16 protein-coding genes and 1 tRNA gene are annotated in these 14,821 nt (G+C 64.5%); 11 read left to right on the top strand and 6 right to left on the bottom strand.

Annotated elements, in window-relative coordinates; genetic code table 11:
- Positions 1 to 337 precede the first annotated feature (337 nt).
- On the top strand, positions 338 to 1,786 hold the full coding sequence (locus H8F24_RS08835; protein WP_197158831.1) for a glycoside hydrolase 100 family protein: 1,449 nt from the start codon (positions 338 to 340) through the stop codon (positions 1,784 to 1,786).
- Between the two features lie 134 nt (positions 1,787 to 1,920).
- On the opposite strand, the gene petD is transcribed toward H8F24_RS08835, so the two are convergent.
- On the bottom strand, positions 1,921 to 2,403 hold the full coding sequence (petD, locus tag H8F24_RS08830; protein WP_197158830.1) for a cytochrome b6-f complex subunit IV: 483 nt from the start codon (positions 2,401 to 2,403) through the stop codon (positions 1,921 to 1,923).
- A 162-nt stretch (positions 2,404 to 2,565) separates the two neighbouring features.
- Positions 2,566 to 3,240: a cytochrome b6 gene (gene petB, locus H8F24_RS08825; protein WP_197158829.1), complete on the bottom strand. Its 675-nt coding sequence runs from the start codon at positions 3,238 to 3,240 to the stop codon at positions 2,566 to 2,568.
- Positions 3,241 to 3,290: 50 nt separating this feature from the next.
- Here petB and ctpZ point away from each other — a divergent pair, with 50 nt between their 5' ends.
- From ctpZ to H8F24_RS08810, 3 genes are read left to right on the top strand one after another with little or no spacing between them, the layout of a single operon-like run.
- Positions 3,291 to 4,586 (top strand): carboxyl-terminal processing protease CtpZ, encoded by a 1,296-nt coding sequence (gene ctpZ / locus H8F24_RS08820; RefSeq protein WP_370594684.1) that lies wholly within the window; start codon positions 3,291 to 3,293, stop codon positions 4,584 to 4,586.
- Positions 4,586 to 5,836: an HD domain-containing protein gene (locus H8F24_RS08815; RefSeq protein ID WP_197172180.1), complete on the top strand. Its 1,251-nt coding sequence runs from the start codon at positions 4,586 to 4,588 to the stop codon at positions 5,834 to 5,836. The genes ctpZ and H8F24_RS08815 overlap by 1 nt, the downstream gene beginning before the upstream one ends.
- A 27-nt stretch (positions 5,837 to 5,863) precedes the next feature.
- On the top strand, positions 5,864 to 6,610 hold the full coding sequence (locus H8F24_RS08810; protein WP_197171804.1) for a septum site-determining protein MinC: 747 nt from the start codon (positions 5,864 to 5,866) through the stop codon (positions 6,608 to 6,610).
- On the opposite strand, the gene H8F24_RS08805 is transcribed toward H8F24_RS08810, so the two are convergent.
- The 3 genes from H8F24_RS08805 to H8F24_RS08795 are packed head-to-tail and all read right to left on the bottom strand — an operon-like array spanning position 6,600 to position 8,874.
- Positions 6,600 to 7,229 carry a chromate transporter gene (locus tag H8F24_RS08805; protein ID WP_197171802.1) on the bottom strand — a complete coding sequence of 210 codons (630 nt, stop codon included), beginning with the start codon at positions 7,227 to 7,229 and terminating at the stop codon, positions 6,600 to 6,602. The genes H8F24_RS08810 and H8F24_RS08805 overlap by 11 nt on opposite strands.
- Complete coding sequence (locus H8F24_RS08800) at positions 7,229 to 7,831, bottom strand: chromate transporter (protein ID WP_231598194.1); 603 nt, start codon at positions 7,829 to 7,831, stop codon at positions 7,229 to 7,231. Before H8F24_RS08800 ends, H8F24_RS08805 begins: the two co-directional genes overlap by 1 nt.
- A gap of 20 nt (positions 7,832 to 7,851) precedes the next feature.
- A complete protein-coding gene (locus tag H8F24_RS08795; protein ID WP_231598193.1) occupies positions 7,852 to 8,874 on the bottom strand; it encodes a phosphatidylserine/phosphatidylglycerophosphate/cardiolipin synthase family protein in 1,023 nt (340 codons plus the stop codon).
- A 128-nt stretch (positions 8,875 to 9,002) separates the two neighbouring features.
- Between H8F24_RS08795 and minD the strand changes: the two genes are divergently transcribed.
- From minD to H8F24_RS08775, 4 genes are all read left to right on the top strand, one after another.
- Positions 9,003 to 9,821 carry a septum site-determining protein MinD gene (gene minD, locus H8F24_RS08790; protein ID WP_197158825.1) on the top strand — a complete coding sequence of 273 codons (819 nt, stop codon included), beginning with the start codon at positions 9,003 to 9,005 and terminating at the stop codon, positions 9,819 to 9,821.
- Positions 9,822 to 9,825: 4 nt separating this feature from the next.
- Entirely contained in the window at positions 9,826 to 10,125 is a 300-nt protein-coding gene (minE, locus tag H8F24_RS08785) for a cell division topological specificity factor MinE (RefSeq protein ID WP_197158824.1), read from the top strand.
- A 77-nt stretch (positions 10,126 to 10,202) separates the two neighbouring features.
- Positions 10,203 to 10,424 carry a response regulator transcription factor gene (locus H8F24_RS08780; RefSeq protein WP_197171801.1) on the top strand — a complete coding sequence of 74 codons (222 nt, stop codon included), beginning with the start codon at positions 10,203 to 10,205 and terminating at the stop codon, positions 10,422 to 10,424.
- 30 nt (positions 10,425 to 10,454) lie between these two features.
- A tRNA-Thr gene (locus H8F24_RS08775) sits at positions 10,455 to 10,526 on the top strand.
- A gap of 99 nt (positions 10,527 to 10,625) precedes the next feature.
- Here H8F24_RS08775 and H8F24_RS08770 read toward each other — a convergent pair.
- Positions 10,626 to 10,982 carry an STAS domain-containing protein gene (locus tag H8F24_RS08770; protein ID WP_197158822.1) on the bottom strand — a complete coding sequence of 119 codons (357 nt, stop codon included), beginning with the start codon at positions 10,980 to 10,982 and terminating at the stop codon, positions 10,626 to 10,628.
- 190 nt (positions 10,983 to 11,172) lie between these two features.
- On the opposite strand from H8F24_RS08770, the gene H8F24_RS08765 reads away from it, so the two are divergent.
- From H8F24_RS08765 to H8F24_RS08755, 3 genes are read left to right on the top strand one after another with little or no spacing between them, the layout of a single operon-like run.
- A complete protein-coding gene (locus H8F24_RS08765; protein WP_197171799.1) occupies positions 11,173 to 11,496 on the top strand; it encodes a CBS domain-containing protein in 324 nt (107 codons plus the stop codon).
- Positions 11,462 to 12,952 carry an EAL domain-containing protein gene (locus H8F24_RS08760; RefSeq protein ID WP_197171797.1) on the top strand — a complete coding sequence of 497 codons (1,491 nt, stop codon included), beginning with the start codon at positions 11,462 to 11,464 and terminating at the stop codon, positions 12,950 to 12,952. The genes H8F24_RS08765 and H8F24_RS08760 overlap by 35 nt, the downstream gene beginning before the upstream one ends.
- A complete protein-coding gene (locus H8F24_RS08755; protein ID WP_197171796.1) occupies positions 12,912 to 14,810 on the top strand; it encodes a GGDEF domain-containing protein in 1,899 nt (632 codons plus the stop codon). The genes H8F24_RS08760 and H8F24_RS08755 overlap by 41 nt, the downstream gene beginning before the upstream one ends.
- Positions 14,811 to 14,821 lie beyond the last annotated feature (11 nt).

Here is a 14,821-nt window from a genome sequence, read left to right as displayed (position 1 = left end):
CTGGGCGGACCTCCGCTCAGACTCAGACGCGAGCGGGGCAGGGACGTCTGAACCTTTGTTGCATGCCAAGACAGCTGCAGTCGCAGACACAACCCAAGTCCAAGCTCCCGATCCAGGCCTGGACCACATCGCCAGCTACGGATCCAGCCCTGGCCCTGAGGTCTCCTTCTTGGACATGAGACCTCCTTCTTGAACCTTGCAGGGCTGCGCCGAAGCAGCTGTGCGCATGGAAAGCTCTGCTGCAGCGATCAGGCCCCATGCATTCCTGAATTGTTCCAGCCGTGGTTCATGGCCGGTACAACGTTTCTACCGTTGGCCCAAGCTCCCATGGAGGCCCGTGTCCCGACCGTTCAGCCAACAGCACCAAAGGGTTCGGCCCAGCTCCAAAGAAGACGCCGTGGTGATCCGCGCCCAGGAGCACTTCGAGCGCACCCTGGTGAGGGTCAAGGGTGAACTGGTGGGATCGGTGGCCGCGCTCGACCATCCGCGCCGCTCCGGAGAGGCCAATTACGGCGAGGTGTTCCTGCGGGACAACGTGCCGGTGATGATTTACCTGCTGCTGCAGGGCCGTTTTGAGGTGGTGCGCAACTTCCTCTCTGTCTCGCTGGAACTGCAGAGCAACGACATCAAGACCCGCGGTGTGTTTCCCACCAGCTTTGTGGAGCAGGACGGGGTCGTGCTGGCCGACTACGGCCAGCGATCGATCGGACGGATCACCTCAGTCGACGCCAGCCTGTGGTGGCCCATCCTCTGCTGGCTGTATGTGAAGCGCAGCCGTGACATGGAATTCGGTGCCAGTCAGCAGGTGCAACGCGGCGTGCAGTTGCTGCTGGACCTGGTGCTGCATCCCACCTTTGAGGGCACGCCCGTGCTGTTCGTGCCGGACTGTGCCTTCATGATTGATCGTCCGATGGATGTCTGGGGCAACCCGCTGGAGGTGGAGGTGCTCCTCTACGGCTGCCTGCGCAGCTGCTGCCACCTGATGGAACTGGCCCAGCGTGACCGCATGAGCCGACTGCTGCATCAGCGGATCGAACTCACCCAGGAGTGGATGCATGATCTGCGATCCTTCCTGCTGAAGCACTACTGGGTGACCAGCAAAACGGTACAGGTTCTGCGGCGCCGGCCCACCGAGCAGTACGGCGACCACCAGCACGAGAACGAGTTCAATGTGCAGCCTCAGGTGATCCCCCCTTGGCTGCAGGACTGGCTCGAGAACCGGGGCGGCTACCTGATCGGCAATATGCGCACCGGCCGGCCGGACTTCCGCTTCTACAGCCTCGGCAACTCCCTCGCCTGTCTGTTCGGCCTGATCACGGCACCCCAGCAGCGGGCCCTGTTCCGGCTGGTGCTGCACAACCGCGAACATCTGATGGCGCAGATGCCGATGCGCATCTGCCATCCCCCCATGGAGGCCGACGAATGGATGAATAAAACGGGATCAGACCCAAAGAACTGGCCCTGGAGTTATCACAACGGCGGGCACTGGCCCAGTCTGCTCTGGTATCTGGCCGGTGCTGTGCTTCTGCATGAGCAGCGCCACCCCGAGGCGGACGTGCTGCTGATGGGTCAGATGCGGGCCATGATGGAAGAGTGCTACTGGGCCCAGCTCAACCAGCTGCCGCGTCAGCAATGGGCCGAGTACTTCGACGGACCCACCGGCACCTGGGTGGGTCAGCAGGCACGTACCTACCAGACCTGGACGATCGTGGGCTTTCTTCTGCTGCACCACATGCTGCGAGTCAACCCCAGCCAGGTGAGCCTGATTGATATTGAGACCCCTTGAAGAAAGAGCAGCGCAACCCAGCCTGGTCAGATAGCGAGCGATGCACGTGCAACAAATTCGCTGCATGAAAAAACCCCGGAATCTACCGGGGCTTCATTAGTAGCAGACTGTTTGCTCGTCGTTATAGCAGCTGATCAGAACAGGCCGAGGGTCAGAGATTTGTCGATCGGCAAAGCGGCTCCAATGCCGAGATAAATCGTGAAGACGGTGCCGAACAGAAACGCTGCCATGGCGACAGGGCGACGGAAGGGATTCTGGAACTTGTTGAAGCTCTCGATGAAGGGAATCAGCATCAAGCCCAGGGGAACCATCGTCTGCAGAGCAATGCCCAGCAGCTTGTTGGGCACAACCCTCAGGATCTGGAAAACCGGGTACAGGTACCACTCCGGCAGAATTTCGAGAGGAGTGGCAAAGGGATCAGCCTTATCCGCCAGCATGGCGGGATCAAGCACGGCGAGCCCAACCACACAGGCGATGGTGCCCAGGATCACCACCGGGAAGATGTAGAGGAGATCGTTGGGCCAGGCTGGTTCACCGTAATAGTTGTGGCCCATGCCCTTGGCCAGCTTGGCCCTCAGCTTGGGATCGGTGAGGTCAGGCTTCTTGAGGATGTGCATGACGGAGGCCGTGAAAGGGGAGCCGGCAAGCCGGCGTGAACCTGGAGTTGAAAGCTAGGAAGGAGACAGGCTCGAGGGAGGCAGCAAGCCAGACCAGTCCTACTGGATTGCAACACTTCGCAAACCGGAGCCCAGGCCAAGGGTGGCCTGGACCGGGCTGGATCACAAGGGACCAGAGATTCCTTGCTTGCGAATCATCAGGAAGTGCATGAGCATGAAGACAGCCAGCAGCCAGGGCATCACAAAGGTGTGCAGGCTGTAGAAGCGGGTCAGCGTGGCCTGGCCGACGCTTTCACCACCCCGCAGCAGTTCGACCATGAAGTCGCCCACCACAGGAACGGCTGCCGGAACGCCACTGACAATCTTCACGGCCCAATAGCCCACCTGGTCCCAAGGGAGCGAGTAGCCGGTGACACCGAACGACACGGTGATCACGGCCATGGTGACGCCAGTGATCCAGGTGAGCTCACGGGGACGTTTGAAACCACCGGTGAGATAGACGCGGAACACATGAAGAATCAGCATCAGCACCATCATCGAGGCGCTCCAACGGTGGACCGAACGGATCAGCCAGCCAAAACTGACGTCCGTCATCAGGTACTGAACCGAGGAGTAGGCCTCAGCGACCGTGGGCTTGTAGTAGAAGGTCATCGCAAACCCAGTGGCGAACTGGATCAGGAAGCAGACCAGGGTGATGCCGCCAAGGCAATAAAAAATATTGACGTGCGGCGGCACGTACTTGGCGGAGATGTCGTCGGCGATCGCCTGAATTTCCAGGCGCTCCTGGAACCAGTCGTATACAGGTGACGACTTTGCGGCAGGAGAGGAATTCGCCATGCAGCGGGCGGCTTGGGTTGCGAGAGTCTACCGACCGCCCGAAACCCTCCGTGAGCGCGCAACGGCAGCCCCCCCCGCCGAACCGAATCCCGCCCCAGAGCCTGCAACGCCTTCTGCGGCGCGGGCTGGGGCTCACCCTGGTGCTGAGCCTGCTGCTGACGCCCTGGACAACTTCGGCGGCACTGGCCCTGAACGACGCCCAGCAACTGGTGGTGGAAGCGTGGCGGCTGGTGAACCAGAGCTACGTGGACCCCGGTCGCTTCGTGCCGATTCACTGGCGACGGCTGCGCCAGAAGGCCCTGGAACAGCCGATCAGCAGCTCGGCGGACGCCTACGCGGCGATCGAAACGATGCTGACCCCCCTCGACGACCCCTACACCCGGCTGCTGCGACCCGCCGAATTCAGCACCCTGCAATCCGCCACCCAGCAGGGCACCGTGACCGGCGTGGGCCTGCAGCTTGGCCTGCGTGCCGCCGACGAGCAGATCGTCGTGATCGCCCCGCTGGATGGCTCTCCGGCCGCCGATGCCCACATCGCCAGCGGTACGGAAGTGCTGGCCGTGGATGGCATCGACACCGCTGAACTGGGACTCGATCTGACCGCAACCCGGCTGCGGGGCCCCTCCGGCAGCACCGTTCTGGTGCAGCTTCGGGACCCGCAGGGTCAGGAGCGGGAGGTGGAACTGGAGCGGCGCCAGGTGGACCTGCGGCCCGTGCGCAGCAAACGGCTGCGCCAGGGCAACCTCACCCTCGGCTACCTGCGCATCACCCAGTTCAGTGAACCGGTGCCGGAACTGGTGCAGCAGGCGATCGCCGACCTGACAGGCAAGGACATCGAAGGCCTGATCCTCGATCTGCGCAACAACTCCGGCGGCCTTGTGAGCGCCGGGCTCGCCGTGGCCGACGACCTGCTCAATGGGTCGGTGATCGTGGAGACCGAAGACCGCGGCGGCATCGGGGACCGGCAGCAGGCCCATCTCGGCGTGCTCTACGACGGGCCCATGCTCACCCTGGTGAACGGCGGTACGGCCAGTGCCAGCGAGATCCTGGCCGGCGCCCTGCAGGACCAGGAGCGCAGCCGGCTGGTGGGCAGCCGCACCTTCGGAAAGGGCCTGATCCAGACCCTGATTCCCCTGGGAGACGGCAGTGGTCTGGCGGTGACGGTGGCCCGCTACCTCACACCGGATGGTCGCGACATCCAGAACCAGGGCATTCGGCCTGATCTGGAGCTAGGGGCGCCGGAACCGCTCGATCCGGGGGGTGAGGACGACACCTGGCTGGAAGAGGCCCAGCGGCTGCTGACCCACCAGATCCAGCAGGCACAAGCGCCGACCCAGACCCAGTGATCGGCCAGCGCACCTATCACGATCCCCTGCATGGGGCCATCCAGCTCGATCGGCAGGATCCGGCCGAAGCCCTGGCGATCGACCTGATCGACACCGCACCGTTCCAGCGGCTGCGCCGGATCCGCCAGCTTGGGCCGGCGTTCCTCACCTTTCACGGCGCCGAATCCAGCCGCTTCACCCACTCCCTCGGAGTGCTGCATCTGGCCCGCCTGGCCCTGCAGCGGCTGATCCGCCACGATCCCTCCCTGGAGGAGCACAAGCCCGTGCTCTTTGCCGCGGCCCTGCTCCACGACCTGGGGCACGCCCCCTTGAGCCACACCGGCGAGGACATGTTCGGGCTGCGCCACGAGCGCTGGTCTGCACGGCTGGTGCGGAATCACCCGGATCTGCGGCAGCGCCTCGATGCGGAGGGCGCCGGCACCGCGGATGCGGTGGCGGATCTGCTGGAGCACGGCCGCTATCCCCGCCAGGCGATCCGGGCCCTGGTGAGCAGCCAGCTCGACTGCGATCGCCTCGACTATCTGGTGCGGGACAGCTACAGCGCCGGCATCCGCTACGGCCAGCTCGATCTCGAGCGCATCCTGGCGGCCCTGACGCTCGCGCCCGACGGCAACCTCGCCCTTCACCCCAAGGGGCTGATGGCTGTGGAGCACTACCTGGTGGTGCGCCAGCTGATGTATCGCAGCGTCTACAACCACCGTCTCAACGTGGTGTGCAACTGGCTGCTCAGCCAGGTGATCGCCGTGGCGCGGCGGCTGGGTCCAGGGCAGGTGTTCAGCGACATGGTGATGAGCCGCTGGCTGTGGCACAGCGACGCGCTGGACCTGGAGACCTACCTGGCCAACGACGACCTGCGCAGCGGCTATCACCTGCTGCGCTGGCGGGAAGAGGGGCCCGAGGAACTGAGGGAGCCCTGTGCCCGCCTGCTGGATCGGCGCCTGCTCAAGGCCACCGACGTGAGCGATCTGGCCAGCACCCAGCGGCTGGAGCTGCTGGCCGAGGTGCAGGGGATGGCCCGGCGGCAGCAGCTGGTGGCGGAGCTCTGCTGCGGTCTGCAGCAGAGCCAGAACCGGGGCTATCACCCCTACAAAGGGGGGCTGCGGCTCTGGGATGGCGAACGGCTTGAGGCGCTTGAAACCCGATCGCCCCTGGTGCGAAGCCTGATCCAACCGGTGGAGCAGGCCTGGCTGATCCATCCTGCGGAGGTGCGCGAGCCCCTGCAGCAGCGCCTGGCGGAACTGCACACCTAGCCTTCGCGGCAATCGAATCCGGAACGGATGGCAGCGGTGTTCCTGGCGGAGGCTCCGGGCCAGCCCCACCGGCTGGTGCTGAACACCACGCCCGATGGGGCCGACGGAGTCGAAGAGGTGCGCTATGCCCTCGGGGCCTCACCCCCACCGGGCTGGGTGGAACTGGAAGCCCTGGATCTCAACCTCAACCTGCCGCAGCTGCGGGCCATCCAGGAGCTGCTGGACACGGCCGGACATGGCCTGCTGCGGGTCATCAGCCGCAGCGACGACACCCTGGTGGCCGCGGCCGCCCTCGGCGTCGAGAGCGGTTGTCCACCGCCACTGCGGAACGCTGAGCCCGGAGCCGGTCCAGGCGAGAGCCCTGCCTCAGCCGCGGCTTCCACAACCGGCCCGGAGCTCGAATTCCTGATCCATCGGGGCACCCTGCGCTCCGGGGATCATCTGCAGGCCCCCGGCTCGGTGCTGCTGCTGGGGGACGTGAACCCCGGAGCCCGGATCAGTGCCGCCGGCGACGTGCTGGTCTGGGGCCGGCTGCGGGGCGTGGCCCATGCCGGCTGCCAGGGCGATGACCGGGCCCGGATCGTGGCCCTGCAGCTGCGCCCCCTGCAATTGCGCATCGCCGCGGCCGTGGCCCGTGGCCCAGCGGAGCCGCCACCGCCTGGCCTGGCGGAGGAAGCCCGGTTGATGGACGGAACGATCCGGATCGATCCCGCCGGCCCCCAGCTGCTGCGGCCCGGGGGGAGACTGAGCGCAGCCGAGCGGTTCAGCGGTTGATCAGCCCGAAGCCGCCCAGCACCCCGGCCACCGCCATGAACCACAGGGGGGAGATCCGAGTGCGCAGCATCAGCACACACACCACCACAGACACCACAACCCCGGGGGGGTTGTTATCGGCGGTGTGGAGGATCTTCAGGCCCACCGCGAACAGGATGCCGAGGGTGATCGGCCCCAGACCCCGCTCAAAGGACACCCGCCAGGGGGAGTCGCGGAAGCGCTGCCAACCCAGGCAGGCCAGCACCATCAGCAGGGTGGAGGGCAGCAGGATGGCGCATTCGGCTCCGTAGGCCGAAAGCAACGCCCAGAAGGGACCCTCACGCTGAGCCGCCCCCAGGCCAAGCAGGCCCACAATCATGGAGCTGGGTCCAGGAGCCGCCTCGGCCAGGGCGTAGAGATCGGCGAACTGGGCATTGGTGAGCCAGCAGAACTGCTCGACGCTGAGATGGTGGTATTCAGCCAGCAGCGTGTTGCCGCCCCCCAGGGAAAACAGCGACAACGACAGAAACTCCCCGATCACGCGCAGCAGGCTGCCCAGATCCGAAAGGGACGCGGGAGTGCAGGCCTGAGCCGCGGCCAGAAGCCGGGTCGATGGGGACAGCCAGATCTGAGGCGGCATCAGGAAGGGCCCGATGGGGTTGCGCCTGGGCGGGGCCAGTACCAGGCCATCGCCAGAGGACCCAGCACCAGCACCACCGGCACGAGGCGCAGATGCCCCAGGGTCAGGGCCAGGAAGGTGACGGCCGCCAGCAGCAGGGCCATGCGGTCGCCCAGATAGGTGTGCAGGATCTTGAACCCCATCGACAGGGCCATGCCGGCGGCGGCGGCCACCACGCCGGCAAGCACCCGATCCACCGCCGGCAGCCCATGCAGCTGGAAATAGGCCAGCCCCACCAGCATCAGCAGACTGAAGGGCACCAGCAGCATGCCGGCCAGGGCCACCAGAGCGCCGGGCAGGCCGCGAAACCTGGTGCCGATGTAGATGGCCATGTTGATCTGATTCGGCCCCGGAAACAGACGGGCCACCGTGAGCCCGGTGATGAAGGCCTCGTTGCTCATCCAGCGGCGCTGTTCCACCACGATCCGCTGGCTCCAGGCCGACAGGCCACCGCCGAAGGAGGAGAGGGCGACCTGGAGCATGCCGCTGAACAGGGCCCGAAGCCCGGGAGGCGGGGCCAGGGAGAGATCCTCGTCAGCGGGATCCTGAGCAGGGAGGGGCATACCCTCAGGGGGGACACCCATCAGTCGTGCACGAAGTGGGGGTCGGGCGGCAGCTCACCCGCCTCATGCAGGCTCGGATCCAGCGGGTCTGGAGCGTCGTATTTACAGGCCTGCTCCCAGTCGGCCTCAAAGGTGGCCTTGAGGCGCTTCACCACCGCGGGGGCATCGCTCTCGATGCCGAGTTCACGCCGCAGATCAAAGGCGCTGCGGTCGATATTCATGGAGCCGGTCTGGGCAAAGGCCCCATCCACCAGGATCAGCTTGGCGTGCAGCTTGAGGTGCCTCTGCCGGCGCACCTTCACCCCGAAGCGCCGCATCACCCGCAAGGAGGAGAAGGTGTCGTAGATATCCCAGTCGCTGATGCCGTGCTTGCCGCCGCACAGCACCCGCACCTTCACACCCCGCTCCCGCGCCGACAGGATGCGCTCCAGGATCACCGCATCCACGAACTTGGGATGCTGGATCCAGAGGGTGCGACGGGCCTCGTCAACGATGCGGGCCATCTGACCTCGGCTGTGCATGCTGCTCCACACCAGGCCCACGGAGAGATCGGGCTGGAAGAAGGTGCGGTTCCAGTCGGCCTCGAAACCAGCGATCACCTGCTCGATCACTGGGGCCGCGTAGGTGACCACGCCATAGTCGCGGGTCTGGGTGAAATATTTATCCGACAGGTTGAAGGTGGCGATCAGGGCACAGTCGCGATCCACCACCAGCGACTTCTCATGGGTCACCGGAAAGGCCTCACTGGTCCAGGCCACGGCAATCCCCCAGCTCTGAAGGCGGGCATAGGTCTCATCGTTCCAGCGGTCGCCGCCGGAGGTGTGGGGGTTGAGCATCACCCGCACCTGGACGCCCCGCTGGTGCGCCCGCAACAGGGCCTGCTCCACCGCCTCGGACTGAAGCTTGAACTGCTTGAGACGCAGCTCCGAACGGGCCTGGTCGATCAGCGCCACCACCGCATCGGCCCCGTCGTCCGGCATCACGATCAGGTGCTGATGGCTGCGGATCGTCACCGGCGGCGATGCGGCTATCGATTCGGCCACGCGTCTATCCCGGGCAAGGGGAACGGAAGGAACCCCGTTCTATCGGGGTCCGGCTCCGCCGGCCCGCATCAGCCAGCACCACCAGCGCCTGGCGGTGGCCTTAACCTGATCCAACGCCAGCCAGTGCCGTGACCGCCGCCCCGACGCGCATCATCCTGATCTGCTCTGGAAAAGGCGGAGTGGGCAAGACGACCCTCACCGCCAACCTGGGCATCGCCCTGGCCCGCCAGGGCTCCCGCACCGCTGTGCTCGACGCCGATTTCGGCCTGCGCAACCTCGATCTCCTGCTGGGGCTTGAGAACCGGATCGTCTACACAGCCCAGGAGGTGCTCGCCGAGACCTGCCGCCTGGAGCAGGCGCTGGTGAAGCACAAGCAGGAACCCAACCTGGCTCTTCTGCCGGCGGGCAACCCGCGGATGCTGGAGTGGCTCACCCCGGAGGACATGCAGCGGATCGTCGCCCTGCTGGCCGAGCGCTTCGACATCGTGCTGATCGACTGCCCCGCCGGCATCGAAGATGGCTTCCGCAATGCCGCCGCCGCGGCCCGCGAGGCGATTGTGGTGACCACCCCGGAGGTGTCCGCCGTGCGGGATGCCGACCGGGTGATCGGGCTGCTCAACACCCAGGGGATTGAGCCGATCCAGCTGGTGCTCAACCGGGTGCGGCCCAAGATGATGCTCAACCAGGAGATGCTGGCGGTGAGCGATGTCACCGACATCCTGGCCCTGCCGCTGCTGGGGCTGGTTCTGGAGGACGAGCAGGTGATCGTCTCCACCAACCGGGGCGAGCCGCTCACCCTGAACGGCAACGGCTCACCGGCCGCCAAGGCTTACCACAACATCGCCCGGCGGCTGCGGGGCGAGACCGTCCCCCTGATCGATCCGGCCAAGGAGGGACAAGGCCTGCGGGCCAAGCTCGGCCGACTCATGCAGACCCGGATTTTCTGAACCGATGACCCTGCGCGATTTCATCAACCGACTGCTGGGTCGTCAGCCCGCCAGCGCCACCATGGCCAAGCAGCGGCTGCAGCTGGTGCTCGCCCATGACCGCAGCGACCTCAACCCGGAGCTGCTCGAGAAGATGCGGAGCGAAATTCTTGAAGTGGTGTCCCGCTACGTGGAGATCGACGTGGAAGGGGGCGATGTCAGCCTTGAAACGGAGGACCGCGTCACAGCCCTGGTGGCCAACCTGCCGATCAAGCGGGCCCGTTCCATCCCCCTGGCCGCCGTTGCTGAGCCGGCGGAAGGCTGACCCGGCGCATTGCTGAGCCGCCACAACGCTGAACCTGTCCGCGCTGGGGAATCCTGCAGACAGCTCGACCAGGCTCGATGGCTCTCTGCACCAACACCGCTCCATTCCCCCTGTTTCCGCTCACTCCAGCGGAACAGCGGGTGCTGCAACAGCTGCGCAGTGGCTGCAGCAACAAGGGCATCGCCGCTGTACTGGTGGTGAGTCCGCGCACTGTCGAGAGCCACATCTCGAACCTGCTGGCCAAGACCGGTTGCCGCAACCGCACCCAACTGCTCCTGTGGGCGCTGGGGGAGCGATAAAGTCTGCCCGGGCCAGATGGCCCGGCCCTTGCCGGCTTAGCTCAGCGGTAGAGCAGCGCTTTTGTAAAGCGAAGGCCATCGGTTCAAATCCGTTAGCCGGCTTCCTCACTCCCAGAACAGATCCGGTGCAGGAGTCACTGTTCAAGCACCGACTGTGGCGGCCCGAGGAACGATCTGACCCAATCGCTCGGGTCCGGGCCCTCAACTGGCAGGCGACGACCGCTCGCCATCCACCTGGTTCTGCTGCTCGAGATAAAGCAGGCAGTCAGCACTGCTGGGAAAGATCCGGAACACCTGGATGGTGCCGGTGGTCTCCAGAATCACCCGCAACTGGCTGTTGAGGCTGCAGAGGAACAGCTCCCGCCCCTGCCGGCGCAGCCTCTTGAGTGCGGTGATCAGGCAGGAGAAGCCGCTGCTGTCCATGAAGGTGATGGCGCCGCAGTCGATCAGCACAGAGCGGGGATCGCCCACTGTGAGGCTGTGAATACGGTCGCGTAGATCGGCGCCGGTATCGGCGTTGATGAAGCCCTTCGGCCGAAGGATGTGCAGTTCAGCCATGGGTCTTCGGCGCCCGGTGCGGACAGTCAAGGACCAGGGGCCGCCAGCACCTGGGGAGCGGCATGCCAGAAGAACAGCCAGTGGCGCCACCATCGTCGCAGCCGGCCTCAGCTCACACCCCTGGGCCCAATGAAAAGCCAGGATGATCACAGACCTTTCTGGACCCACTGTCCTGGTACCCACCGGTTCGATGGCCAACGACCAAGAGCTGCCTCCTCCGGTGCTGCCTGAGCATGAGGGCGCGATTCTGCCGGTTCCCCCCACCCTGCCCACCACGGCGAGTCTGGAGGCGGCCCTGGAAGCGATGCGTTCCAGCCTTCGAGAGGCCAGCAACCCCTCAACAGAAGAGGAACAACTCACCGGCAACTGCGTACTGGTGCTGGAAGGGGAGCAACTGGTCGGGATCCTCACCGAACGGGATGCGGTGCGGTGGGCGTTGAGCGACCTGCCCCCCCCACCAGATTCTGTTGGGGGCGGTGATGACCCATCCGGTGATCAGCAGGCAGCGGCATGAATGCCTCGACATCCTGGCGACCATGAGCCTGCTGCGCCGGCACCGGATCCGCCACCTGCCGATCGTCGACGAGCGGAACCAACCGGCAGGCATCGTCACCATCAGTAGCCTGAATCGTGTTCTGAAGGAAACCTTTTTCCTGCGTTTTCGACAGGCTGTTGAGGTGATGAGCACCGCCGTTGTGACGGTGCGTGCCCAAGACACGCTGCGCCATGCCATTCAGACGATGGCGCTGCGGGGCATCAGCTGCGTTGTAGTGACGGAACCGATCACTGGTCGACGTGGCCCCAGCCGTGAACGTCCGATCGGCATTCTCACCGAACGCGACATCCTCCAGATGCGCCGGCTTGACCTCGCCCTCGGCACGACGCGGGTGGAGGAGGTGATGAGCACGCCTCTGTCCTGTATTCACCCCGCCGACGACCTGGCCGCCGTGCGGGATCGGATGCAGAAACTTCGTATCAGGCGAATGGTGGTGGCCAATGATGCCGGCGAACTGGTGGGACTGATCACCGAGAGCAATCTGATGCAGAGCATCGATCCCGTGGATCTCTATGGCGTCTACGAGATTCTGCAGCGGCAGGTGAACATCCTCCGTGAGGGGCAGTTCCAGCTGCTGAGTCGACAACGCTTTGACCTCTCCCGTGCGCTGGCCAACAGAGAGTTCAAGCTGGTGTATCAGCCGCTGCTGAATCTGAGCCAGGGAAAGATCCAATCAGCCGAGGCCCTGATCCGCTGGACATCACCCCAGCACGGCACAGTTCCCCCCTGCGATTTCATCCCCCTGGCGGAGCATTCGGGCTTCATCGTGGAGCTGGGCGACTGGATTCTCGAAACCGCCTGTCAACAGATCCACCAGTGGCTGATGGAAGGCGGACAGCCGATCCAGATCGCCGTGAACGTGACGGCCCACCAACTTCTGGAACCTCAGTTCGTGGCCAAGCTGCTGGGCATCGTGGAGCGTGCTGGCATCCCCCCGGCCCTGTTGAAGCTGGAACTCACCGAAAGCGTGCTGGTGGAGAACACCATGGCAACGGCCCACTGCTTCCAGGAACTCCAGAAGCAAGGCATCCAGATCGCGATCGACGACTTCGGCACCGGCTACGCTTCACTCTCCTATTTACAGCACTTCAGCTTCGATACGTTGAAGGTGGATCAGAGTTTCGTGCGCGGTATTCAAAGCAACCCGAAGGCCCAGGTGATTGTGCATTCCGTGCTCGACATGGCAGAAAAGATGGGGTTTAAAACCGTTGCCGAGGGCGTGGAATATCCTGAGGAGTTACAGTGGCTGCGTGATGCCGGCTGTCAGGTGATTCAGGGCTATCTGATCGGCAAACCCTTGCCGCCCGAACAGTGGGAGCCCGAGTGGCTGTCTGGTGCTGTCCTGCCTCTGATCGGCGCCGCGACCGCATCAGATGGTCGTGGGGATCGTCAAGTACCCGCGCCAGGCCGATGACCTTAAGCTCCGTTGGCAGGGAGGGGTGCGAGAAGGCTTGCACAGAGAGATTGTGAAGCTGGGCTGGCCAATATCCTCGAAGCCGAATGTTTTGCGTTCTGCGCCACCCCTGCGGCTTCTGCGGGAATTCCTGCCGATCGCAGCCCTGCTGAGCGGGCTTGTCAGCCTGGCGATCTGGCCATTAGTGCGTTCGATCGAACAAGGAGAGGTTGCCACCTTGACAGCAGAAGCCAGGGGGGCGTTGCAGGAATCCAGGAGCGATATCGAGTGGCGTTTCTTCGAAACACTGGCCGACATTCGCGTGATCAGCCAGCTGCCCCGGGTACGGGAGGCCGTGAACAGCCCTACGCCAGAACAGCTCCGTCCCCTAAACGGGATCTTCCGAACGTTTATGGAGTCCTATGGGCGCTACAGCTCCTTCACCCTGGTCAACCGGCAGGGCAGATCGTTGGTGCATGAGGGGCCAGCAGACCTAACGCCAGGTCTTGAAGAGTCCACGACGTGCGCCAACCTGACTCAGGGCCACGAGGCCTTGCTGGCCAAGGCCTGGGCCTTGGATCCGGGCCAGTTTGTCGTCAGCCCCGTGCACTGGTACCAGGACCAGGCGACCAAGCCAGCCTGCCAGCCACTGATGGAGCTGGCGGTGCCAATGGGTGGCTCACCTGGGAAGGTTGAGTTTGTCCTGTTGGTTCACATTCTGCTCAACCCTTTGCTGCAGGAGCAGCACCGGATCCTGCAGCTGCACAACATCTCGGTGTTGTCGGCCATTCTGGATCCCCAGGGCCACGCCATCAACAGCAACACCACAGCATCCGGTCACATCGGAGGCTCCGAGGCCTGGACTGCAAGACCGGATCCTGAAGCTTGGCTCGCGATCCGGCGCATCTTGTTCGAACAGAACATTTTCCCAGCCTCCCTGCGGACGGACAGGCAAGGCTTGTTCATCTTTTCCCAGGTGAACCCACTCAATACCAGGCGAGTCCCTGGCCAGCAACTGGAGGATGGCACGACCCGGCCGAGCCGGCAGATTCTGGCCATGGAGGCCAAAGACTGGCCCTGGGTCTTGCTCATCCAGATCCCGAACAAGACCCTCCAGACCCACGAGTACCTGGGGACAAGCAAGGGATGGACGCTGCTCGTTGCTCTGTACCTGAGCGCAGCGCTTGTGGCCCTGAGCCTGGCCTATGCCCGTTTGCTGAGGAGGCTCAGTCAGGAGGATCTACTCCGTCACAGCGCCGAGCTCGAGCTGCTTGCCCGCACAGACAGCCTCACCGGCCTGCCCAACCGCCGCAGCCTCGAAGAGCTGGTCAATTACGAACTGGCGCGGTGGCAGCGCCATCAAATCCCTCTGGCCGTGTTGATGCTCGATCTGGATCACTTCAAGACTGTCAATGACCAGAACGGGCACGCGGTGGGTGATGCCGTGCTGGTGGCCTTCAGCCGCACCTGTCAGGCTGAACTGCACAACACCGACACCCTCGCCCGCTGGGGTGGCGAGGAATTCCTGGCCCTTCTCCCCAACACCGACCATTGCCAGGCCGAAACCCTGGCGGAACGACTCCGCCAGGCCGTTGCAGCCCTGTCGATCCCTGTGCTGGAGACTGCCGACCCAGCGGAAGCCCCATCGCGATCCGCCGCGACGCTGCGCATCACCACCTCGATTGGGATCGCATCGTGTCATGACGATTCCGGCAACTTCGACACCCTGTTGCGGGAAGCGGATGAAGCCCTCTATGCCGCCAAGGAAGCCGGTCGCAACTGCATCCGCTACGTACAGACTGGCCTGCAGACAGCCTCGGAGTGGTGTCCCAAGCGAAGGACCAGCCACCTCTGTTCGGGGATGGCAGCTCAGGAATAGATGTTGGGAAA

The organism is Synechococcus sp. CBW1002, assembly GCF_015840915.1.
Classification (GTDB): Bacteria; Cyanobacteriota; Cyanobacteriia; order PCC-6307; family Cyanobiaceae; genus CBW1002.
Note: the sequence above shows the minus strand (reverse complement) of the source record. Positions and strands in the feature narration are given on the sequence as shown.

Excerpts from the sequence above, each read along its gene's own strand:
- petD (WP_197158830.1), bottom strand. The coding sequence starts at position 2,403 with ATGCACATCCTCAAGAAGCCTGACCTCACCGATCCCAAGCTGAGGGCC.
- petB (WP_197158829.1), bottom strand. The coding sequence starts at position 3,240 with ATGGCGAATTCCTCTCCTGCCGCAAAGTCGTCACCTGTATACGACTGG.
- H8F24_RS08810 (WP_197171804.1), top strand. The coding sequence starts at position 5,864 with ATGGCAGCGGTGTTCCTGGCGGAGGCTCCGGGCCAGCCCCACCGGCTG.
- H8F24_RS08805 (WP_197171802.1), bottom strand. The coding sequence starts at position 7,229 with ATGCCGCCTCAGATCTGGCTGTCCCCATCGACCCGGCTTCTGGCCGCG.
- H8F24_RS08800 (WP_231598194.1), bottom strand. The coding sequence starts at position 7,831 with ATGCCCCTCCCTGCTCAGGATCCCGCTGACGAGGATCTCTCCCTGGCC.
- minE (WP_197158824.1), top strand. The coding sequence starts at position 9,826 with ATGACCCTGCGCGATTTCATCAACCGACTGCTGGGTCGTCAGCCCGCC.
- H8F24_RS08780 (WP_197171801.1), top strand. The coding sequence starts at position 10,203 with ATGGCTCTCTGCACCAACACCGCTCCATTCCCCCTGTTTCCGCTCACT.
- H8F24_RS08770 (WP_197158822.1), bottom strand. The coding sequence starts at position 10,982 with ATGGCTGAACTGCACATCCTTCGGCCGAAGGGCTTCATCAACGCCGAT.
- H8F24_RS08765 (WP_197171799.1), top strand. The coding sequence starts at position 11,173 with ATGGCCAACGACCAAGAGCTGCCTCCTCCGGTGCTGCCTGAGCATGAG.
- H8F24_RS08760 (WP_197171797.1), top strand. The coding sequence starts at position 11,462 with ATGACCCATCCGGTGATCAGCAGGCAGCGGCATGAATGCCTCGACATC.
- H8F24_RS08755 (WP_197171796.1), top strand. The coding sequence starts at position 12,912 with ATGGTCGTGGGGATCGTCAAGTACCCGCGCCAGGCCGATGACCTTAAG.